Source organism: Pseudomonas sp. MOIL14HWK12:I1 (assembly GCF_000510705.1).
Classification (GTDB): domain Bacteria; phylum Pseudomonadota; class Gammaproteobacteria; order Pseudomonadales; family Pseudomonadaceae; genus Chryseomonas; species Chryseomonas oryzihabitans.
Genome location: NZ_KI783307.1, coordinates 1,218,983 through 1,236,562, shown reverse-complemented (window position 1 = coordinate 1,236,562; position 17,580 = coordinate 1,218,983). Strand labels below are relative to the sequence as shown.

Here is a 17,580-nt window from a genome sequence, read left to right as displayed (position 1 = left end):
GCGAACGCGGGTCGAAACAGCTGCAACCCAAGACCAGGCAAGGGCCAAGGGCCCCAGGGAGACCAGATGCAGAACTACCACATCCTACCCACCGACACCGGCTGGGAATTCAAGGAAGAGCATGGCGATCGCGCCCTGCTGAAGGCCTCGACCAAGGACGCCATCGTCCACCAGGCCGCGCAATACCTGGACGGCAAGACCGGCAGCGTCAAGATCCACACCGCCGATGGCCGCATCGAGGAAGAGCGCACCTATCCACGCAGTGCGGATCCGGCGAAATCCAAGGGCTGAGGTCGAGGCGCCTTGCCCCGCTACCCCGCCGCCGACACCAGGAACTGCCGAAACGCCTGAGCGCCACTGCCCAGGCGTTCCTCGGGACTCCAGATCAGGCCCAGCTCCATGGGCGGGATGGCATCGGCCACCGGGCGGGCTTCCAGCTTGCGGCCTTCGAGCGACCAGCCGCGATAGAGCATGTCGGAAAGGATGGTCACGCCGAAGCCGTGGGCGACCAGGCCGCGCAGGGATTCCATGGACGAGGTCTTGAACACCACGTTGGGTTCCAGGCCTGCCGCGCGCCAATAGCGCAACGTGGAGGTCTCGCCTTCGTCCACCGTGGCAAGGATGTAGGGATAGGGGGCGATATCGGCCAGGGTGACGCGCTCCGGCGCCAGCAGCGGATGGGCGCTAGGCAGCCAGAGCTGACGCGGCGAGCGCATCAGCAGATGACGCTCGAAAGGCTGGGTGGCGTCGACGTTGGAGATGACGGTGAGGCCCAGCTCCAAGGTGCCGTCGGTGATGCCGGCTTCGATACTGGGTCGGTCCATGTCGCGCAGGTCGATGTCGATCTGCGGATAGCTGCGCTTGAAGCGCGCCAGCAGGGTCGGCAGGTAGTAGCCGAGCACCGCATAGGAGGCGCCGACGCGGGCCTGGCCGGTCAGCGCATGACTCTGGAACAGCGGCTGGCTGACGGCGTCCTGCAGGGTGTCGAGGATGTGCCGGGCATGGTGATAGAACTGGTGCCCCTCGGCGGTGAGCTTCACCCCATGGGGCAGGCGCTCGAACAACCGCACGGCGAGCCTCGCCTCTAGCTGACTGACCGCCGTGGTGACTGCGGACTGACTGACGTTGACCGCGCTGGCGGCCAGGGAAAACTGGCTGTTCTCGGCGGCGGCGACGAAGTAGCGCAGCTGCCGCATCGAGATGTCCTGGTGCAGTGCCATCTGATTTTCCAATACCTGGATTCTATTTTTATCGTTTCACGATAGCGCATTTCTCCTCCTAGACTCAGAGGCACAGGCGCGCCGCCTTCCTCTCGCGGTCGCCATGACAAGAACAATGAACAGGAGGACGGACCATGAGCGCCCTGGCGCCCGCGTTCCGCACCCGCGCGTCGAGCGCACCCTTGCCCAGCCGTCGGCGGCCCTGCCCGACGTCCTTGCGGCTATCGCTTTCGGGCCACCCCCGCGCCTGGCCGATGACACAGCCCCGCCCTGTCCCTTTCCGCTCCGCACCGTGCCTGGCGGCCGCCCTGCGCACGCCTGTTCGGCTGACCGCTCGCACCCGACAATCCCAACAACAGGTGACCCCATGAGCTACCCGAGTCTCAACTTCGCCCTGGGCGAGACCCTCGACCTGCTGCGCGATCAGGTGCGCACCCTGGTCGCCCGCGAGGTGGCGCCCCGCGCGGGCGAGATCGATGCCAGCAACAGCTTCCCCATGGATCTCTGGCGCACCTTCGGTGACCTGGGGCTGCTCGGCATCACCGTGGGCGAGGAATACGGCGGCGCAGGACTCGGCTACCTGGCCCATGCGGTGGCCATGGAAGAGATCAGCCGCGGCTCGGCTTCGGTGGCCCTGTCCTACGGCGCCCACTCCAATCTCTGCGTCAACCAGATCCACCGCAATGGCAGCGCCGCGCAGAAGGCCCGCTACCTGCCCAGCCTGGTCAGCGGCGAGCACGTCGGCGCCCTGGCCATGAGCGAACCCAATGCCGGCTCGGACGTGGTCTCCATGAAGCTGCGCGCCGAACGCCGCGGCGATCGCTATGTGCTCAATGGCAGCAAGACCTGGATCACCAACGGACCCGATGCCCACACCTATGTGATCTACGCCAAGACCGAACCGGAAAAGGCGGCCCATGGCATCACCGCCTTCATCGTCGAGCGTGACTGGAAGGGTTTCAGCCGTGGCAGCAAGTTCGACAAGCTGGGCATGCGCGGCTCCAACACCTGCGAGCTGTTCTTCGACGACGTGGAGGTGCCGGAGGACAACGTGCTGGGCCAGGTCAATGGCGGGGTCAAGGTGCTGATGAGCGGCCTGGACTACGAGCGGGTGGTCCTCGCCGGCGGCCCGGTGGGCATCATGCAGGCCTGCCTGGACGTGGTGCTGCCCTATGTCCACGACCGCAAGCAATTCGGCCAGAGCATCGGCGAATTCCAGCTGATCCAGGGCAAGGTGGCCGATCTCTACACCGGCCTCAACGCCAGCCGCGCCTATCTCTATGCCGTGGCCCAGGCCTGCGACCGCGGCGAGACCACCCGCAAGGACGCCGCCGGGGTGATCCTCTACACCGCCGAGAAGGCCACCCAGATGGCCCTGGAAGCCATCCAGATCCTCGGTGGCAACGGCTACATCAACGAATACCCCACCGGCCGCCTGCTGCGCGACGCCAAGCTCTACGAGATCGGCGCCGGCACCAGCGAGATCCGCCGCATGCTGATCGGCCGCGAGCTGTTCAACGAAACCCGGTGAGGACGCCTTCATGACCGTGCTGACCTCCACGCTGAACCGGCGCACCCCGGACTACCAGCGCAACGCCGCCGCCATGGCCGAACAACTGGCCCGGCTCGACGGGCTGCTGGCGCGCATCCGCGAAGGCGGCGGGGCCAAGGCCCAGGCGCGCCATACCGCGCGCGGCAAGCTGCTCCCCCGCGCGCGCATCGATCTGTTGCTGGACCCAGGCTCGCCCTTCCTGGAAATCGGCGCCTTGGCCGCCCTCGACGTCTACGAGGAAGAGGTACCGGCCGCCGGGGTGGTGGCCGGCATCGGCCGCATCGAGGGCGTCGAGTGCATGATCATCGCCAACGACGCCACGGTGAAGGGCGGCTCCTACTATCCGCTCACGGTAAAGAAGCACCTGCGCGCCCAGGCCATCGCCCTGCAGAATCGGCTGCCCTGCCTCTATCTGGTGGATTCCGGCGGCGCCAACCTGCCGCGCCAGGAGGACGTCTTTCCTGACCGCGAGCACTTCGGGCGGATCTTCTTCAACCAGGCGACCATGAGCGCCCAGGGCATCCCGCAGATCGCCGTGGTGATGGGCTCCTGCACCGCCGGTGGCGCCTATGTGCCGGCCATGAGCGACGAGACCATCATGGTGCGCCAGCAGGCCACCATCTTTCTCGCCGGCCCGCCGCTGGTGAAGGCCGCCACCGGCGAGGTGGTCAGCGCCGAGGAACTGGGCGGCGCCGATGTCCATTGCCGGACCTCCGGCGTGGCCGATCACTACGCCGAAGACGATGCCCATGCCCTGGCCCTGGCCCGGCGCTGCATCGCCAACCTCAACTGGCGCAAGCTGGGCGACTTGCAGCTGAAGACGCCTATGCCGCCCCTCTACCCGGCCGAGGAGTTGCACGGTCTGGTGCCGGCCGATCCCAAGCAGCCGCTGGAGGTGCGCGAGGTGATCGCGCGGCTGGTGGACGGCAGCGTCTTCGATGAATTCAAGGCGCAATTCGGCACCACCCTGGTCTGCGGCTTCGCCCACCTGCACGGCCATCCGGTGGCCATCCTCGGCAACAACGGCATCCTCTTCGCCGAATCGGCGCAGAAAGGCGCGCACTTCATCGAACTGGCCTGCCAGCGTCGCATCCCGCTGCTGTTCCTGCAGAACATCACCGGCTTCATGGTCGGCAAGAAATACGAGGAAGGCGGCATCGCCAAGCACGGCGCCAAGCTGGTCACCGCGGTGGCCTGCGCCCAGGTACCCAAGTTCACCGTGATCATCGGCGGCAGCTTTGGCGCCGGCAACTACGGCATGTGCGGTCGCGCCTACGATCCACGCTTCCTGTGGATGTGGCCCAACGCGCGCATCGGCGTGATGGGTGCTGAGCAGGCGGCCGGGGTGCTGGTGCAGGTCAAGCGCGAGCAGGCCGAACGCGCCGGCGAGGCCTTCGACGACGAGGAGGCGGCGCGGATCAAGGCCCCCATCGTCGAGCAGTACGAACGCCAGGCCCATGCCCACTATTCCAGCGCGCGGCTGTGGGACGACGGGGTGATCGACCCGGCCCAGACCCGCGAGGTCCTTGCCCTGGCCCTGTCGGCCAGTCTCAACGCCCCTCTCGAGCCGACGACCTTCGGCGTCTTCCGGATGTAGGCCATGACTGACTTCCACACCCTGGAACTGATCCGTGATCCACGCGGCTTCGCCACCCTCTGGCTCGATCGCCCGGATCGCCACAATGCCCTGGATGCGCAGCTGATCGCGGAGTTGGGCAGCGTGCTCGCCGAGATCGCCAGCGATGGCGAGCTGCGCTTTCTGCTCCTGCGTGGCCGCGGGCGGCACTTCTGCGCCGGCGCCGACCTCGCCTGGATGCAGGCCTCGGCCCGCCTGGACGCCGCCGCCAACCGCGCCGACACCGAGCGCCTGGCCGAGGTGATGTATCGCCTGCAGGCCTTGCCGATGCCGACCCTGGCGGTGGTCCAGGGCGCGGCCTTCGGCGGCGCGGTGGGACTGGTCAGCTGCTGCGACCTGGCCCTGGCCGCGGGAGACGCCACCTTCTGCCTGTCGGAGGTGCGCATCGGCCTGGTGCCGGCGGTCATCGCGCCCTTCGTGACTCGCGCCCTTGGCGAGCGCATGGCGCGGCGCTACATGCTCGGCGCGGAGCGCTTTTCCGGCGAACGCGCCGCCGAACTGGGCCTGGTGGCCGAGACGGCGCCGGCTGCCGACCTGGACACCCTGGTCGAGGCCTGGATCGCCCGGCTGCTGGACAACGGGCCCCAGGCATTGCGCGCCTGCAAGCGGTTGCTGGACGGCGCAGGCGCGGGCGCACCCCGCGCCGAGGTGCGCTCCTTCACCGAGGGCCTGATCGCCGAGGTACGCGTCACCCCCGAGGCCCAGGAAGGCCTGCAGGCCTTTCTGGAGAAACGTCGTCCCGCCTGGCAGGAGACCTCGCCATGACCTTCGACCGTCTGCTCGTCGCCAACCGCGGCGAGATCGCCTGCCGGGTGATGCGTACGGCCAAGGCCCTCGGCCTGGGTACCGTCGCCGTGCACAGCGCCATCGATGCCGACGCCCGCCATGTGCGCCAGGCCGATCAGGCAGTGGACCTGGGCGGGACCAAGCCGGCCGACAGCTATCTGCTGGGCGAGCGCATCATCGCCGCGGCCCTGGCCACCGGTGCCCAGGCGATCCATCCGGGCTACGGCTTCCTGTCCGAGAATGCCGCCTTCGCCGAGGCGGTGGCCGCGGCAGGGCTGGTCTTCGTCGGCCCTCCCGCCGCCGCGATCCGCGCCATGGGCAGCAAGTCCGCGGCCAAGGCGCTGATGACCGATGCCGGGGTGCCCCTGGTGCCGGGCTATCACGGCGAGGACCAGTCCCTGGCCACCTTTCGTGACGCCGCGGCGCGCATCGGCTATCCGGTCCTGCTCAAGGCCACCGCCGGCGGCGGCGGCAAGGGCATGAAGATCGTCGAGCGCGAAGCCGACCTGGCCGAGGGCCTCGCCTCGGCCCAGCGCGAAGCGCTCTCGGCCTTTGGCGATGCGCGGATGCTGGTGGAGAAATACGTGCTGCAACCGCGCCATGTGGAGATCCAGGTGTTCGCCGATGCGCACGGCCATTGCCTCTATCTCAACGAACGCGACTGCTCCATCCAGCGCCGCCACCAGAAGGTGATCGAGGAGGCGCCCGCGCCGGGTCTCACGCCCGAATTGCGCCGGGCCATGGGCGAGGCGGCAGTGCAGGCGGCCCAGGCCATCGGCTACGTCGGCGCCGGCACCGTGGAATTCCTGCTCGACGCCCGTGGGGACTTTTTCTTCATGGAGATGAATACCCGGCTGCAGGTGGAGCACCCGGTCACCGAGGCCATCACCGGCCTGGACCTGGTGGCCTGGCAGCTGCGCGTGGCCGCGGGCGATGCCCTGCCCCTCACCCAGGCCCAGGTGCCGCTGCACGGCCACGCCATCGAGGTGCGCCTCTATGCCGAGGACACCGACCAGGGCTTCCTGCCGGCCTCGGGCACCCTGCAGCTCTATCACGAGCCCGCGGCCGGTCCCGGGCGACGAGTGGATAGCGGCGTGGAGGAAGGTGACGAGGTGTCGCCCTTCTACGATCCCATGCTGGCCAAGCTGATCGCCTGGGGCGACAGCCGCGAACAGGCGCGCAAGCGGTTGCTGGCCATGCTCGAAGACACCGCGGTGGGCGGCTTCGCCACCAACCTCGCCTTCCTGCAGCGCCTGCTCGCCCATCCGGCCTTTGCCGCGGCGGAGTTGGACACCGGTTTCATCGAGCGGCATCAGGCGGCCTTGCTGCCCGCACCCGCAGAACTGCCGGAGGCCTTCTGGACCCTGGCGGGCCAGGCCTGGCTGGCGACGCTGCCCGCCGCTGCCGATCCCACGTCACCCTGGGCGTTCCGCCAGGGCTGGCGCCTGGGCGGACCACCGCGCATCGCGCTGCGCCTGGCCTGTCGTGGCGAGGTGCGCAGCCTGAGCCTGGTCGACCCGCTGGCCGTCGCATTGAGCGGTGATCGGCTCCACTGGCAGGTGGACGGCGTTCGCCACAGCGCCCGCCTCCATCGCCGCGGGCCGACGCTGTTTGTCGAATGGCAGGACCGTTTCGAAGCCGTCACCTGGGCCGATCCGCTGGCCGAGGTCGCGCGCCAGGCGGATGCCGGTGGTCTTACCGCGCCGATGAACGCCAGTGTGGTAGCCGTCTCGGTGGCCGTCGGCGACGCCGTGGAAGCCGGGACCCCGCTGGTGGTGCTGGAGGCGATGAAGATGGAGCACAGCATCCGCGCGCCCCGTGCGGGCGTGGTGGCGGCGCTGTTCTGCAGCCCGGGCGAGCTGGTGGCCGAGGGCACCCCCCTTATAGAACTGGAGGAGGTGGCACCATGAGCGAGGCCCTGCCGTCCCGGGTGCGGCTGGTCGAGGTCGGACCCCGCGATGGCCTGCAGAACGAGCCCCAGGCGCTGGGCATCGCCGAGCGCATCCAGCTGTGCACGGCGCTGATCGCCAGTGGCATGCATCATCTGGAGGTGGGCAGCTTCGTCTCGCCACTCTGGGTGCCGCAGATGGCCGGGACCGCCGAGGTGCTGGCAGGACTCGGCCGGCCCGAGGGCGTGGTGCGTTCGGTACTGGTGCCCAACCTGAAAGGTTTCGAAGCCGCCCTGGCGGCGGGGGTGGACGAAATCGCCGTGTTCGCCGCCGCCTCGGAGGGCTTCTCCCAGCGCAACATCAATTGCTCCATCGCCGAGAGCCTGGCGCGCTTCGTGCCCGTGGTCGAGGGCGCGCGGGCGGCGGGCATCCGGGTGCGCGGCTATGTATCCTGCGTGCTGGGCTGCCCCTACGATGGCGAGGTCGCAACCAACCAGGTGGCGAGCGTGACCCGCGAACTGCTGGAGCTGGGCTGCGCCGAGGTCTCGCTCGGCGATACCATCGGCGTCGGCACCCCGGGTCGGACCCGGGCGCTCTGGCAGCGGCTGGGCCGGGAGGTGCCGCTCAGCCAACTGGCCGGGCATTTCCACGACACCTATGGCCAGGCCCTGGCCAACGTCTACGCCAGCCTGCTCGAAGGCGTCGCGGTGTTCGACAGCTCCGTCGCCGGGCTCGGCGGCTGTCCCTATGCCCAGGGCGCCAGCGGCAATGTCGCCAGCGAGGACCTGGTCTATCTGCTGGATGGCCTGGGCATAGCGTCCGGCGTCGACCTGAAGAGACTGGTCGAGGTCGGACAGAACGTTTCCGCCCTGCTCGGTCGCCCCAATCAATCGCGGGTCGGCCGCGCCCGGGCAACGCGAGCGGTCGACTAGCCGGGGCTCCGGCGGGCGCCCATGGCAACCGCCGGGGCTTGCTCTCATAATGGCGGCCTCTCTCATCCAAGGACCCGCTTTGGCCAGGAAGTCCCGACGCGAAATCGCCCAGCTCGATGGCACCACCGAGCTGCCCCTCACCGTGCGCGAGGTCGCCCTCGCCGCCGGGGTGTCGCCCATTACCGTGTCCCGGGCACTGCACCGCCCGAGCCTGGTGAGCGCCGCCACCCGCGAGCATGTCCTGGCCGTGGTCAAGGAACTGGGCTACGTGCCCAATCTGCTGGCCGGCAGCCTGGCCTCCAGCAAGAGCCGGCTGGTGGCCATCCTCTTGCCCACCATCGCCAATTCCATCTATGCCACCGTGGTGCAGGCGATCATGGATCGCCTCACCGAGGCGGGCTACCAGGCGCTGATCGGTCCGACCGGCTATTCGCCGGAAAAGGAAGAGGAACTGCTGGAAGCCATCCTCGGCCGCCGCCCCGATGGCATCGTCCTCACCGGCACCCTGCACACCCCGGCCAGTCGCGCGCGGCTGGCGGCGCTGAACATCCCGGTGGTGGAAGCCTGGGACCTGAGCGCCGAGGCCCTGGACATGCAGGTGGGCTTTTCCCACGAGCAGGTCGGCGTCGCCCTGGCGGAGCACTTCGTCGCCCGCGGCTATCGCCGCTTCGGGGTGATCTCGGTGGACGATCCTCGCGCCATGCGCCGCAACCTGGCTCTGCAGGCCCGCCTGGTCGAACTGGGCATCCCCGAATTGCCCATGGAAGTGCTGCCCCTACCCGCCACCTGGGAAGTCGGCCGCATCGGCCTGGCGCGCCTGCTGGAACGCCCCGAGCCCCCGCAACTGGTGCTGTGCAGCTCCGACACCCTGGCCCTGGGTGTGGTCGCCGAAGCCAGCAGCCGCGGCCTGCGCATCCCCGAACAGCTGGCGGTGGTCGGCTTCGGCGATACCACCAACGGCCGCTTCGCCACCCCGGCGCTGTCCACGGTCAGCGTCAACGCCGATGCCATGGGCCAGCGTGTCGCCCAGGCGCTGCTCGACCGTCTCGCGGGCGATCAAACTGCGGTAAGCCTCGACACCGGTTTTGCCCTGATCGAGCGCCAGAGTTCCTAGCCACTTTTTTGCGCCCAGCCACAGATTTAGCAGTTGAATGATAGCGTTATCTGTTTAATGATAGCGCTATCGTTGTCAGACGACTTACAACCTAAGCCCGCTACACGATGTCAGCCCGCACACAAAAACAAACCAGTGGGAGCTCTCCATGCACGAAACCAAGCAGACGCGCGTCCGCTATCTGATCCTGTTCATGCTGTTCGTGGTGACCACGATCAACTATGCCGACCGCGCCACCATTTCCATCGCCGGCTCCGCCCTGCAAAAAGACCTCGGCATCAGTGCCGTCTCCCTCGGCTACATCTTCTCCGCCTTCGGCTGGGCCTATGTGCTCGGCCAGATCCCCGGCGGCTGGCTGCTCGATCGCTTCGGGTCGAAGAAGGTCTATGCGGCGAGCATCTTCACCTGGTCGGTGTTCACCATGCTGCAAGGCTACATCGGTGAATTCGGCATCGGCACCGCGGTGTTCCTGCTGTTCGCCCTGAGATTCATGGTCGGCCTGGCCGAAGCGCCCTCCTTCCCCGGCAACGCCCGCATCGTCGCCGCCTGGTTCCCCACCAAGGAGCGTGGTACTGCCTCGGCCATCTTCAACTCGGCGCAGTACTTCGCCACCGTGCTGTTCGCGCCGCTGATGGGCTGGATCGTCTACCACTTCGGCTGGCAGCACGTCTTCGTGGTGATGGGCGCCCTGGGCATCGCCTTCTCGGCGGTCTGGATGGCGGTGATCTACAGCCCCCGCGAACATCCCCGCGCCAACAGCGCCGAGGTCGAGTACATCGCCAGCAACGGCGGCCTGGTCGACCTGGACACCCCCGGCAAGAAGAGCGAAGGTCCGAAGTGGAGCTACATCGGCCAGTTGCTGACCAATCGCATGATGGCCGGCATCTACCTGGGCCAGTTCTGCATCAACGCCCTCACCTACTTCTTCCTCACCTGGTTCCCCGTGTACCTGGTGCAGGAACGCGGCATGACCATCCTCAAGGCCGGCATAATCGCCTCCCTGCCGGCCATCTGCGGCTTCATCGGCGGCGTGCTCGGCGGGGTGATCTCCGACTGGCTGCTGCGTCGCGGCAGCAGCCTGAGCGTGGCGCGCAAGACCCCCATCGTCGCCGGCATGCTGCTGTCGATGAGCATGATCCTCTGCAACTACGTCGACGCCGACTGGATGGTGGTGGGCTTCATGGCCATGGCCTTCTTCGGCAAGGGCATCGGTGCCCTGGGCTGGGCGGTGGTCTCCGACACCTCGCCCAAGCAGATCGCCGGCCTCTCCGGTGGCCTGTTCAACACCATCGGCAACCTGTCGTCCATCACCACCCCGATCATCATCGGCTACATCATCGCCGCCACCGGTTCCTTCAAGATGGCCCTGGTGTTCGTCGGTGCCAATGCCCTGGTGGCCGCCATCAGTTACCTGTTCGTCGTCGGCGAGATCAAGCGCGTCGAGTTGCGCGGCGTGCCCACGCCGCCTGCCGAAGCCCCGCTCGCCGCTGAAACCTCTCGCTGATCGCCAAGGAGCCCGACCATGACCCAATTCAACGCCACCCCCGCCCTGCACACCGGCACCCCGGTGGTCACCTCGCTGGAAGTCGTGCCCGTCGCCGGCCAGGACAGCATGCTGCTCAACCTGAGCGGCGCCCATGGCCCCTACTTCACCCGCAACGTGCTGATCCTCAAGGACAGCGCCGGCCGCACCGGCGTCGGCGAGGTGCCCGGCGGCGAGAGCATCCGCCAGACGCTGGAAGACGCCCGTCAATTCCTCATCGGCCAGCCGCTGGGGCAGTACCAGCGCATCCTCGGCCAGGTCCGCCAGGCCTTCGCCGGTCGCGATGCCAGCGGCCGTGGCCTGCAGACCTTCGACCTGCGCATCACCATCCACGCCGTCACCGCCCTGGAAGCCGCCCTGCTCGACCTGCTCGGCCAGCACCTGGAGGTGCCGGTGGCGGCCCTGCTCGGCGAAGGCCAGCAGCGCGACGCCGTAGAGATGCTCGGCTACCTGTTCTATGTCGGCGACCGCAACAAGACCACCCTGGACTACCGCAGCGAAGCCGAGAGCGACGACGCCTGGTTTCGCGTGCGCAACGAAGAGGCCCTGACCCCCGAGACCGTGGTGCGCCTGGCCGAGGCGGCCTATGACCGTTACGGCTTCAAGGACTTCAAGCTCAAGGGCGGCGTACTCAGCGGCGACGCCGAGATCGAGGCGGTCACCGCCCTGGCCGAGCGCTTCCCCGAGGCGCGCGTGACCCTGGACCCCAACGGCGCCTGGTCGCTCAAGGAAGCCATCCGCCTGTGCCGCGACCAGCACCACGTCCTGGCCTATGCCGAGGATCCCTGTGGCGCCGAGAACGGCTATTCCGGACGCGAGGTGATGGCCGAATTCCGCCGCGCCACCGGCCTGCCCACCGCCACCAACATGATCGCCACCGACTGGCGCCAGATGGGTCACGCCATCCAGCTGCAATCGGTGGACATCCCCCTGGCCGATCCGCACTTCTGGACCCTGCAGGGCTCGGTGCGGGTGGCGCAGATGTGCAACGACTGGGGCCTGACCTGGGGTTCGCACTCCAACAACCACTTCGACATCTCCCTGGCCATGTTCACCCACGTCGCCGCCGCGGCGCCGGGCAAGATCACTGCCATCGACACCCACTGGATCTGGCAGGACGGCCAGCGCCTGACCAGGCAACCGCTGGAGATCAAGGGCGGCCTGGTGGCGGTGCCGCAGCAGGGTGGCCTGGGCGTGGAGCTGGACATGGACGCCCTGGCCCACGCCCACGAGCTGTACAAGGCCAAGGGCCTCGGTGCGCGCGACGACGCCATGGCCATGCAATTCCTCTCGCCCAACTGGACCTTCGATAACAAGAAGCCCTGCCTGGTGCGCTAGGCCCTTCGGCCCGCCAACAGCGCCCGCTCCGGACTCTCCGGGGCGGGCGCTGTTTCCGTTCCTGCGTCCGACACCTGGAATTACACCTACTGATAGCCTGCTAAGCGTTCGTTAAGCTCACCGGATGGACACTGACCCCAAGGTATCTCGCAACCCTGCCCGATACCCCCGCGGTTCCAGTTACTTTCGTATCCGGGAGAAGCACATGAACCTCAATCGTCGTATCGCCAAGAGCCTCCTCGTCCTGACCATCGCCTCGGTGTTTTCCACCGCCGCCCTGGCCGACACCCGACCCGACATCGCCACCCAGCAGGTCGCCACCCTGCCAGCGATCTCCCAGCAGGGACAGCAGGCCTTCATGGACGTGGTCGCCGCCCGCCAGGACCTCTTCGAGGCCCATGTCGATCAGGCCAAGCAGCACCTGGCCGCCGCCGAGAGCGCGCTGCAGACCGCCCAGACCGACAAGACCGCCTACCTCAAGTCGGCCAGGGACCTGCGCGGTCAGGACGGCAAACTCATGCAGGTCTCCGCGCAGGACGCCAAGGCCACGTCCTGGCTGCCGATCTGGAGCGGCATGGCGCTGCGTGACGACTATGTCGCCACCCCGGCCAAGAACCAGGCCGTGGTCCAGGCCAACGAGAAGATCCAGCAGGGCGATACCAAGGCCGCCGGCGAGATCCTCAAGGTGGCCGGCGTCGACGTCGACTACTCCACCGCCGTGCTGCCGGCCCAGGAAACCCTGGATCTGGTGCACCGGGCCAATCAGGAGCTGGGCCACGAGCAATACTGGCAGGCCAACCTGACGCTCAAGCAGGTGCAGAACAGCCTGAGATACGACAACGCCAATGTCGACGTGACCCCCACCGGCTGGTTCTCCAAGACCACCACGGTGTTCACTCCGGTCGACAAGACCTGAGCCGGTCGCGGCGGCCTGATGCAGGTGGGATCGTTAACTTCAGCGTAACGATTCCGCCTTCAGGTTGATTGAACGCCAGGGAGGCGAGGTCTAGGGTGACTCCACGACAGGTGATTCGTGGAGACTCCAATGACAACGACATCCCACCCACCGGCTCGGATCGCCAGGCGCCGCGGTGACAAGCAGCAGCGCCTGGACCGGGTGGCCGCGCTGGCCGATGGCAAGGTGCTGCCCACCGCATCCATCGTCGCGGCCCTGGAACAGCTGCTCGCCCCCGGCGACCGGGTGGTGCTGGAAGGCAACAACCAGAAGCAGGCCGATTTCCTCTCCCGCAGTCTCGCCCAGGTCGATCCGGCCCGGCTGCATGACCTGCACATGATCATGCCCAGCGTCGGTCGCGCCGAGCACCTGGATCTCTTCGAACGCGGCATCGCCCGCAAGCTGGACTTCTCCTTTGCCGGCACCCAGAGCCTGAGGATCAGTCAGCTGCTGGAAGACGGGTTGCTGGAAGTGGGCGCCATCCACACCTACATCGAACTCTATGCCCGGCTGCTGGTGGACCTCATCCCCAAGGTGGTGCTCAGTGCCGGCTTCATGGCCGACCGCGCCGGCAACATCTATACCGGCCCCAGCACCGAGGACAGCCCGGCGCTGATCGAGCCGGCGGCCTTCAGCGACGGCATCGTCATCGTCCAGGTCAACCAGCTGGTGGACGACGTGTCCGAGTTGCCGCGGGTCGACATCCCCGCGGACTGGGTGGATTTCGTGGTGGTGGCCGACCGGCCCTTCTATATCGAACCCTTGTTCACCCGCGATCCGCGCCATATCAAACCGGTGCATGTGCTCATGGCGATGATGGCCATCCGCGGCATCTACGAACGCCACCAGGTGCAGTCGCTCAACCACGGCATCGGCTTCAACACCGCGGCCATCGAGCTGATCCTGCCCACCTACGGCGAGCGCCTGGGCCTCAAGGGCAAGATCTGCCGGCACTGGACGCTCAATCCCCATCCCACCTTGATCCCGGCCATCGAGAGCGGCTGGGTGGAAAGCGTGCACTGCTTCGGCACCGAGCTGGGCATGGAGGGCTACATCGCCCAGCGCCCGGATGTCTTCTTTACCGGTCGCGACGGCTCGCTGCGATCCAACCGCCTGCTCTGCCAGCTGGCCGGTCAGTACGCCGTGGACCTCTTCATCGGCGCCACCCTGCAGGTGGATGGCGATGGCCATTCCTCCACCGTGACCCGCGGGCGCCTGGCCGGCTTCGGCGGCGCGCCCAACATGGGTCATGACCCCCGCGGCCGCCGGCATCCCACCCCGGCCTGGCTGGACATGCGCCAGGCGTCCGGCGACGGCGCTCCGGCGCTGCTGGAGCGCGGCAAGAAGCTCGTGGTGCAGATGGTCGAGACCTTCCAGGAAGGCGGCAAGCCCACCTTCGTCGACACCCTGGATGCCGTGGAGGTGGCGCGCAAGAGCGGCATGCCGCTGGCGCCCATCATGGTCTATGGCGACGACGTGACCCATCTGCTCACCGAAGAAGGCATCGCCTATCTCTACCGCGCCCGCTCCCTGGAGGAGCGCCGGGCGATGATCGCCGCCGTGGCCGGGGTCACCGCCATCGGCTTGCGCAGCGATCCGGCCGAAGCACGGCGGCTGCGCCAGGAAGGCCTGGTCGCGCTGCCCGAGGACCTCGGCATCCGCCGCACCGACGCCAGTCGCGAATTGCTCGCCGCCAAGAGCATCGGCGAACTGGTGGAATGGTCCGGCGGCCTCTATCAACCCCCGGCCAAATTCAGGAGCTGGTGATGCCCGCCCTCGCCCGTCTTGCCCCGTCTCCCGCCGAACGCCTGGCCGACCTGGCCGTGACGGCCCTGGTCGACGAAGCCGAACTCTCACCCAAGCCGGCCCTGGTGGATCGTCGCGGCCAGGGTGCCCACCAGGACCTCAGCCTTGGCCTGATGCTGACCTCCGCCCAGGCGCTGAGGCCCTGTTTCCAGGCCATGGCCGAAGCCGCCGAGCTGGGGCTGCCCGCGGCCGACTTGCGCCGCCTGATCGGCCGCCTGGGTCGCGATGGCGAAGCCGCGATGCTGAGCGTGACCGGTGGCGTCAACACCCATCGCGGCGCCATCTGGGCGCTGGGGCTGCTGGTGACGGCGGCCGTGCATGGGCGTCCTGGCTCTGCTGAGGCCTTGTGCCTTGCGGCAGGTCGCCTGGCTAGCCTCCCGGATCCTGATGCTCCCAGCACTCTGCCGAGCCATGGCCAGCGTGTCGCCCAGCGCTATGGCGTCGGCGGCGCTCGGGCCGAGGCGGCCGCCGGCTTTCCCGCCATCCACCAGCGCGGCCTGCCGCAACTGCGCGCCAGCCGCCAGGTGGGCGCCGGCGAGCAGAGCGCCCGCCTGGATGCCCTGCTGGCGATCATGACCCGGCTGGACGACACCTGCGTGCTGCACCGCGGCGGCCTCGCCGCCCTCGGCGCCATGCACCAGGGTGCCCAGGCGGTACTGGACGCCGGTGGCAGCGCCAGCCTGGCCGGGCGCCGCCAGCTGCTGGCCCTGGATCGGGAGTTGCTGGCCGCCAATGCCTCGCCCGGTGGGGCCGCCGATCTGCTGGCCGCCACCCTTCTCGTCGATCGCCTGGAGCCACGGCTCCCTGGAGACCTCTGATGGAACATTTCAGCTGCAGCTATCCGGCCAGCCAGCGCCGCCGGTGTCGGGCCCTGGTGGGTTGCGTCGGCTCGGGGGATCTCGAAGTCCTCCTCGAACCCGCCAACGCCGACTTCACCCTCAGGGTGACCACCTCGGTCAATGGCAGCGAACCGCGCTGGCGCGCCCTCTTCGACCGGCTGTTCGCCGCCCGTAACGACCTGCCGGCCCTGACCCTGGACATCCACGACTTCGGCGCCACCCCCGGCGTGGTGCGCCTGCGCCTGGAGCAAGGTCTGGAAACCCTCGACCTGGAGGAAGCCGCCCATGTCTGAAGCCACCCTTCCCGACGTGCAGGAATTGCTGCACAGCCGCAGCTTCGTCGAACTCGGTGCCCGCGAACGGGCGCGCACGGTGCTCGACGCCGGTAGCTTTCGCGAGTTGGTCGGGCCCTTCGAGCGGCTGATGTCGCCCTGGCTGCCCAGGCAGGGCATCGTCTGCCAGGCCGATGACGGCGTGGTGGTGGCCAAGGGGCTGATCGACGGCCAGCCGGCGGTGGTCTGCGCCATCGAAGGTGCCTTCCAGGGCGGCAGCATGGGCGAAGTGGGCGGCGCCAAGATCGCCGGGGCGCTGGAATTGGCCCTGGAAGACAACCTCGCCGGCACCCCGACCCGCGCCGTGCTGCTGCTGGAAACCGGCGGTGTACGACTGCAGGAAGCCAACCTGGGGCTGGCGGCCATCGCCGAGATCCAGGCGGCCATCGTCGCCTTGCGCAGCCACCAGCCGGTGATCGGTGTCATCGCCGGCAGCGTCGGCTGCTTTGGTGGCATGTCCATCGCCGCGGGGCTGTGCAGTCAGCTGATCGTCACCCGCGAGGCCCGCCTGGGCCTCAACGGACCCCAGGTGATCGAGCAGGAAGCCGGGATCGAGGAATACGATTCCCGCGACCGCCCCTTCATCTGGAGCCTGACCGGCGGCGAGCAACGGGTCGCCACGGGCCTGGCCGATGTCTTCGTCGCTGACGACAGCGCCGCCGTGACCGCCGCCATCCGCCAGGGCTTCACCCGGGGCGTTGCCGGCGCCTTACGCAGCCAGCAGGCCGAACACTATCTGACGCGTCTTGCCGATCTCGACACCCGTCCCCAAGCGGACGCCGCCGCGGTTCGCCACCTCTATGCCGGAGACCAGCCATGAGCACCCAGCCTTCGCAACGCGGCCTGACCTGGTTCCAGGCCTTGGCCGGTCAGGGCGAGGCCGTCACCGGCCTGCCCGCCTCCCTGCGCGTCGCCGACTTCGAACTGGCCGGACGCCCCGCGCGCTGGATGGCGGTGGTAGCGGATGCCGAAAATCCCTTTCCCCGCGCCCGTCAGGGCGAGGTGGGCCTGCTGGAGGGCTGGGGCCTGGCCCGGGCCATCCAACAGGCCATCGCCGAGGATGGTGGCGCTGAGATGAAACGCACCCTGATCGCCCTGGTGGACGTGCCCAGCCAGGCCTATGGGCGCCGCGAGGAAGCCTTTGGCATCCACCAGGCCCTGGCCGGGGCCGCCGGGGCCTATGCCGAGGCGCGTCTGGCCGGGCATCCGGTGCTGGGCCTGCTGGTGGGCAAGGCCATGTCCGGCGGCTTTCTCGCCCATGGCTACCAGGCCAATCGCCTGCTGGCCCTGCGCGATCCCCAGGTGCAGGTGCATGCCATGGGCAAGGCCTCGGCGGCGCGGGTCACCTTGCGTAGCGTCGAGGACTTGGAACGCCTGGCGGCCGACATTCCACCCATGGCCTATGACCTGGACAGCTATGCCTCCCTGGGCCTGCTCTGGCGCCAGCTGGAAGTGGCTCAGCCCGACCAGCCCTTGGCCGAAGCTGTGCAGCAGGTGCGCCAGGCTCTGGCCGACGCCCAGGCGGATGTCCTGGCCAGCGGAGCCACCGATCTCAGGCTGCGGCTGGATGGCGCCAATCGCGCGGCCTCTCGCGAGGTGCGCGAACGCCTGCGGGCAGGATGGAACGCGTGATGAGCG

Annotated in this window: 16 protein-coding genes; 15 read left to right on the top strand and 1 reads right to left on the bottom strand. The window is 68.4% G+C overall.

The features are described from left to right. The first annotated feature begins 66 nt into the window (after window positions 1-66). Entirely contained in the window at window positions 67-291 is a 225-nt protein-coding gene (locus PSEK12I1_RS0115715; protein ID WP_027599535.1) for a DUF2188 domain-containing protein, read from the top strand. 20 nt (window positions 292-311) lie between these two features. Here the strand turns inward: PSEK12I1_RS0115715 and PSEK12I1_RS0115710 are convergent, their stop codons facing one another. Continuing rightward, window positions 312-1,220, bottom strand: coding sequence for a LysR family transcriptional regulator (locus PSEK12I1_RS0115710; RefSeq protein WP_027602171.1), 909 nt, complete (start codon window positions 1,218-1,220; stop codon window positions 312-314). A 367-nt stretch (window positions 1,221-1,587) separates the two neighbouring features. On the opposite strand from PSEK12I1_RS0115710, the gene PSEK12I1_RS0115705 reads away from it, so the two are divergent. The 14 genes from PSEK12I1_RS0115705 (at window position 1,588) to mdcE (ending at window position 17,574) form a co-directional block, all read left to right on the top strand. Then, window positions 1,588-2,751, top strand: a complete 1,164-nt coding sequence (locus PSEK12I1_RS0115705; RefSeq protein ID WP_027602170.1) for an isovaleryl-CoA dehydrogenase — start codon at window positions 1,588-1,590, stop codon at window positions 2,749-2,751. Window positions 2,752-2,761: 10 nt separating this feature from the next. Further along, window positions 2,762-4,369, top strand: coding sequence for a carboxyl transferase domain-containing protein (locus PSEK12I1_RS0115700; RefSeq protein ID WP_027602169.1), 1,608 nt, complete (start codon window positions 2,762-2,764; stop codon window positions 4,367-4,369). A 3-nt stretch (window positions 4,370-4,372) separates the two neighbouring features. After that, the gene (locus PSEK12I1_RS0115695) at window positions 4,373-5,173 is read left to right on the top strand and encodes an enoyl-CoA hydratase-related protein (protein ID WP_027602168.1); all 801 of its coding nucleotides are present in this window, start codon (window positions 4,373-4,375) and stop codon (window positions 5,171-5,173) included. After that, window positions 5,170-7,104 (top strand): acetyl/propionyl/methylcrotonyl-CoA carboxylase subunit alpha, encoded by a 1,935-nt coding sequence (locus PSEK12I1_RS0115690; protein WP_027602167.1) that lies wholly within the window; start codon window positions 5,170-5,172, stop codon window positions 7,102-7,104. The genes PSEK12I1_RS0115695 and PSEK12I1_RS0115690 overlap by 4 nt, the downstream gene beginning before the upstream one ends. Next, complete coding sequence (locus PSEK12I1_RS0115685) at window positions 7,101-8,015, top strand: hydroxymethylglutaryl-CoA lyase (protein WP_027602166.1); 915 nt, start codon at window positions 7,101-7,103, stop codon at window positions 8,013-8,015. Before PSEK12I1_RS0115690 ends, PSEK12I1_RS0115685 begins: the two co-directional genes overlap by 4 nt. Window positions 8,016-8,094: 79 nt before the next feature. Further along, window positions 8,095-9,129, top strand: coding sequence for a LacI family DNA-binding transcriptional regulator (locus tag PSEK12I1_RS0115680; protein WP_027602165.1), 1,035 nt, complete (start codon window positions 8,095-8,097; stop codon window positions 9,127-9,129). 148 nt (window positions 9,130-9,277) lie between these two features. Continuing rightward, entirely contained in the window at window positions 9,278-10,633 is a 1,356-nt protein-coding gene (locus tag PSEK12I1_RS0115675) for an MFS transporter (protein ID WP_027602164.1), read from the top strand. Between the two features lie 18 nt (window positions 10,634-10,651). After that, window positions 10,652-12,010, top strand: coding sequence for a glucarate dehydratase (gene gudD / locus PSEK12I1_RS0115670; RefSeq protein ID WP_027602163.1), 1,359 nt, complete (start codon window positions 10,652-10,654; stop codon window positions 12,008-12,010). Window positions 12,011-12,215: 205 nt separating this feature from the next. Continuing rightward, window positions 12,216-12,926, top strand: coding sequence for a YfdX family protein (locus PSEK12I1_RS0115665; protein WP_027599545.1), 711 nt, complete (start codon window positions 12,216-12,218; stop codon window positions 12,924-12,926). Window positions 12,927-13,055: 129 nt separating this feature from the next. Then, on the top strand, window positions 13,056-14,732 hold the full coding sequence (gene mdcA, locus PSEK12I1_RS0115660) for a malonate decarboxylase subunit alpha (RefSeq protein WP_027602162.1): 1,677 nt from the start codon (window positions 13,056-13,058) through the stop codon (window positions 14,730-14,732). Further along, window positions 14,732-15,589 carry a triphosphoribosyl-dephospho-CoA synthase gene (locus tag PSEK12I1_RS0115655; RefSeq protein WP_027602161.1) on the top strand — a complete coding sequence of 286 codons (858 nt, stop codon included), beginning with the start codon at window positions 14,732-14,734 and terminating at the stop codon, window positions 15,587-15,589. Before mdcA ends, PSEK12I1_RS0115655 begins: the two co-directional genes overlap by 1 nt. Further along, window positions 15,589-15,903, top strand: a complete 315-nt coding sequence (locus PSEK12I1_RS0115650; RefSeq protein WP_027602160.1) for a malonate decarboxylase subunit delta — start codon at window positions 15,589-15,591, stop codon at window positions 15,901-15,903. The genes PSEK12I1_RS0115655 and PSEK12I1_RS0115650 overlap by 1 nt, the downstream gene beginning before the upstream one ends. After that, entirely contained in the window at window positions 15,896-16,762 is an 867-nt protein-coding gene (locus PSEK12I1_RS0115645; RefSeq protein ID WP_027602159.1) for a biotin-independent malonate decarboxylase subunit beta, read from the top strand. The genes PSEK12I1_RS0115650 and PSEK12I1_RS0115645 overlap by 8 nt, the downstream gene beginning before the upstream one ends. Then, the gene (mdcE, locus tag PSEK12I1_RS0115640) at window positions 16,759-17,574 is read left to right on the top strand and encodes a biotin-independent malonate decarboxylase subunit gamma (RefSeq protein WP_027602158.1); all 816 of its coding nucleotides are present in this window, start codon (window positions 16,759-16,761) and stop codon (window positions 17,572-17,574) included. Before PSEK12I1_RS0115645 ends, mdcE begins: the two co-directional genes overlap by 4 nt. The last annotated feature ends 6 nt before the right edge of the window (window positions 17,575-17,580 follow it).

Bases quoted from the DNA above. Each gene is read 5' to 3' on its own strand.
- PSEK12I1_RS0115700 (WP_027602169.1), top strand. From the start codon at position 2,762: ATGACCGTGCTGACCTCCACGCTGAACCGGCGCACCCCGGACTACCAG.
- PSEK12I1_RS0115705 (WP_027602170.1), top strand. From the start codon at position 1,588: ATGAGCTACCCGAGTCTCAACTTCGCCCTGGGCGAGACCCTCGACCTG.
- PSEK12I1_RS0115695 (WP_027602168.1), top strand. From the start codon at position 4,373: ATGACTGACTTCCACACCCTGGAACTGATCCGTGATCCACGCGGCTTC.
- PSEK12I1_RS0115655 (WP_027602161.1), top strand. From the start codon at position 14,732: ATGCCCGCCCTCGCCCGTCTTGCCCCGTCTCCCGCCGAACGCCTGGCC.
- PSEK12I1_RS0115665 (WP_027599545.1), top strand. From the start codon at position 12,216: ATGAACCTCAATCGTCGTATCGCCAAGAGCCTCCTCGTCCTGACCATC.
- mdcA (WP_027602162.1), top strand. From the start codon at position 13,056: ATGACAACGACATCCCACCCACCGGCTCGGATCGCCAGGCGCCGCGGT.
- PSEK12I1_RS0115675 (WP_027602164.1), top strand. From the start codon at position 9,278: ATGCACGAAACCAAGCAGACGCGCGTCCGCTATCTGATCCTGTTCATG.
- PSEK12I1_RS0115645 (WP_027602159.1), top strand. From the start codon at position 15,896: ATGTCTGAAGCCACCCTTCCCGACGTGCAGGAATTGCTGCACAGCCGC.
- PSEK12I1_RS0115690 (WP_027602167.1), top strand. From the start codon at position 5,170: ATGACCTTCGACCGTCTGCTCGTCGCCAACCGCGGCGAGATCGCCTGC.
- PSEK12I1_RS0115685 (WP_027602166.1), top strand. From the start codon at position 7,101: ATGAGCGAGGCCCTGCCGTCCCGGGTGCGGCTGGTCGAGGTCGGACCC.
- mdcE (WP_027602158.1), top strand. From the start codon at position 16,759: ATGAGCACCCAGCCTTCGCAACGCGGCCTGACCTGGTTCCAGGCCTTG.
- PSEK12I1_RS0115710 (WP_027602171.1), bottom strand. From the start codon at position 1,220: ATGGCACTGCACCAGGACATCTCGATGCGGCAGCTGCGCTACTTCGTC.
- PSEK12I1_RS0115650 (WP_027602160.1), top strand. From the start codon at position 15,589: ATGGAACATTTCAGCTGCAGCTATCCGGCCAGCCAGCGCCGCCGGTGT.
- PSEK12I1_RS0115715 (WP_027599535.1), top strand. From the start codon at position 67: ATGCAGAACTACCACATCCTACCCACCGACACCGGCTGGGAATTCAAG.
- gudD (WP_027602163.1), top strand. From the start codon at position 10,652: ATGACCCAATTCAACGCCACCCCCGCCCTGCACACCGGCACCCCGGTG.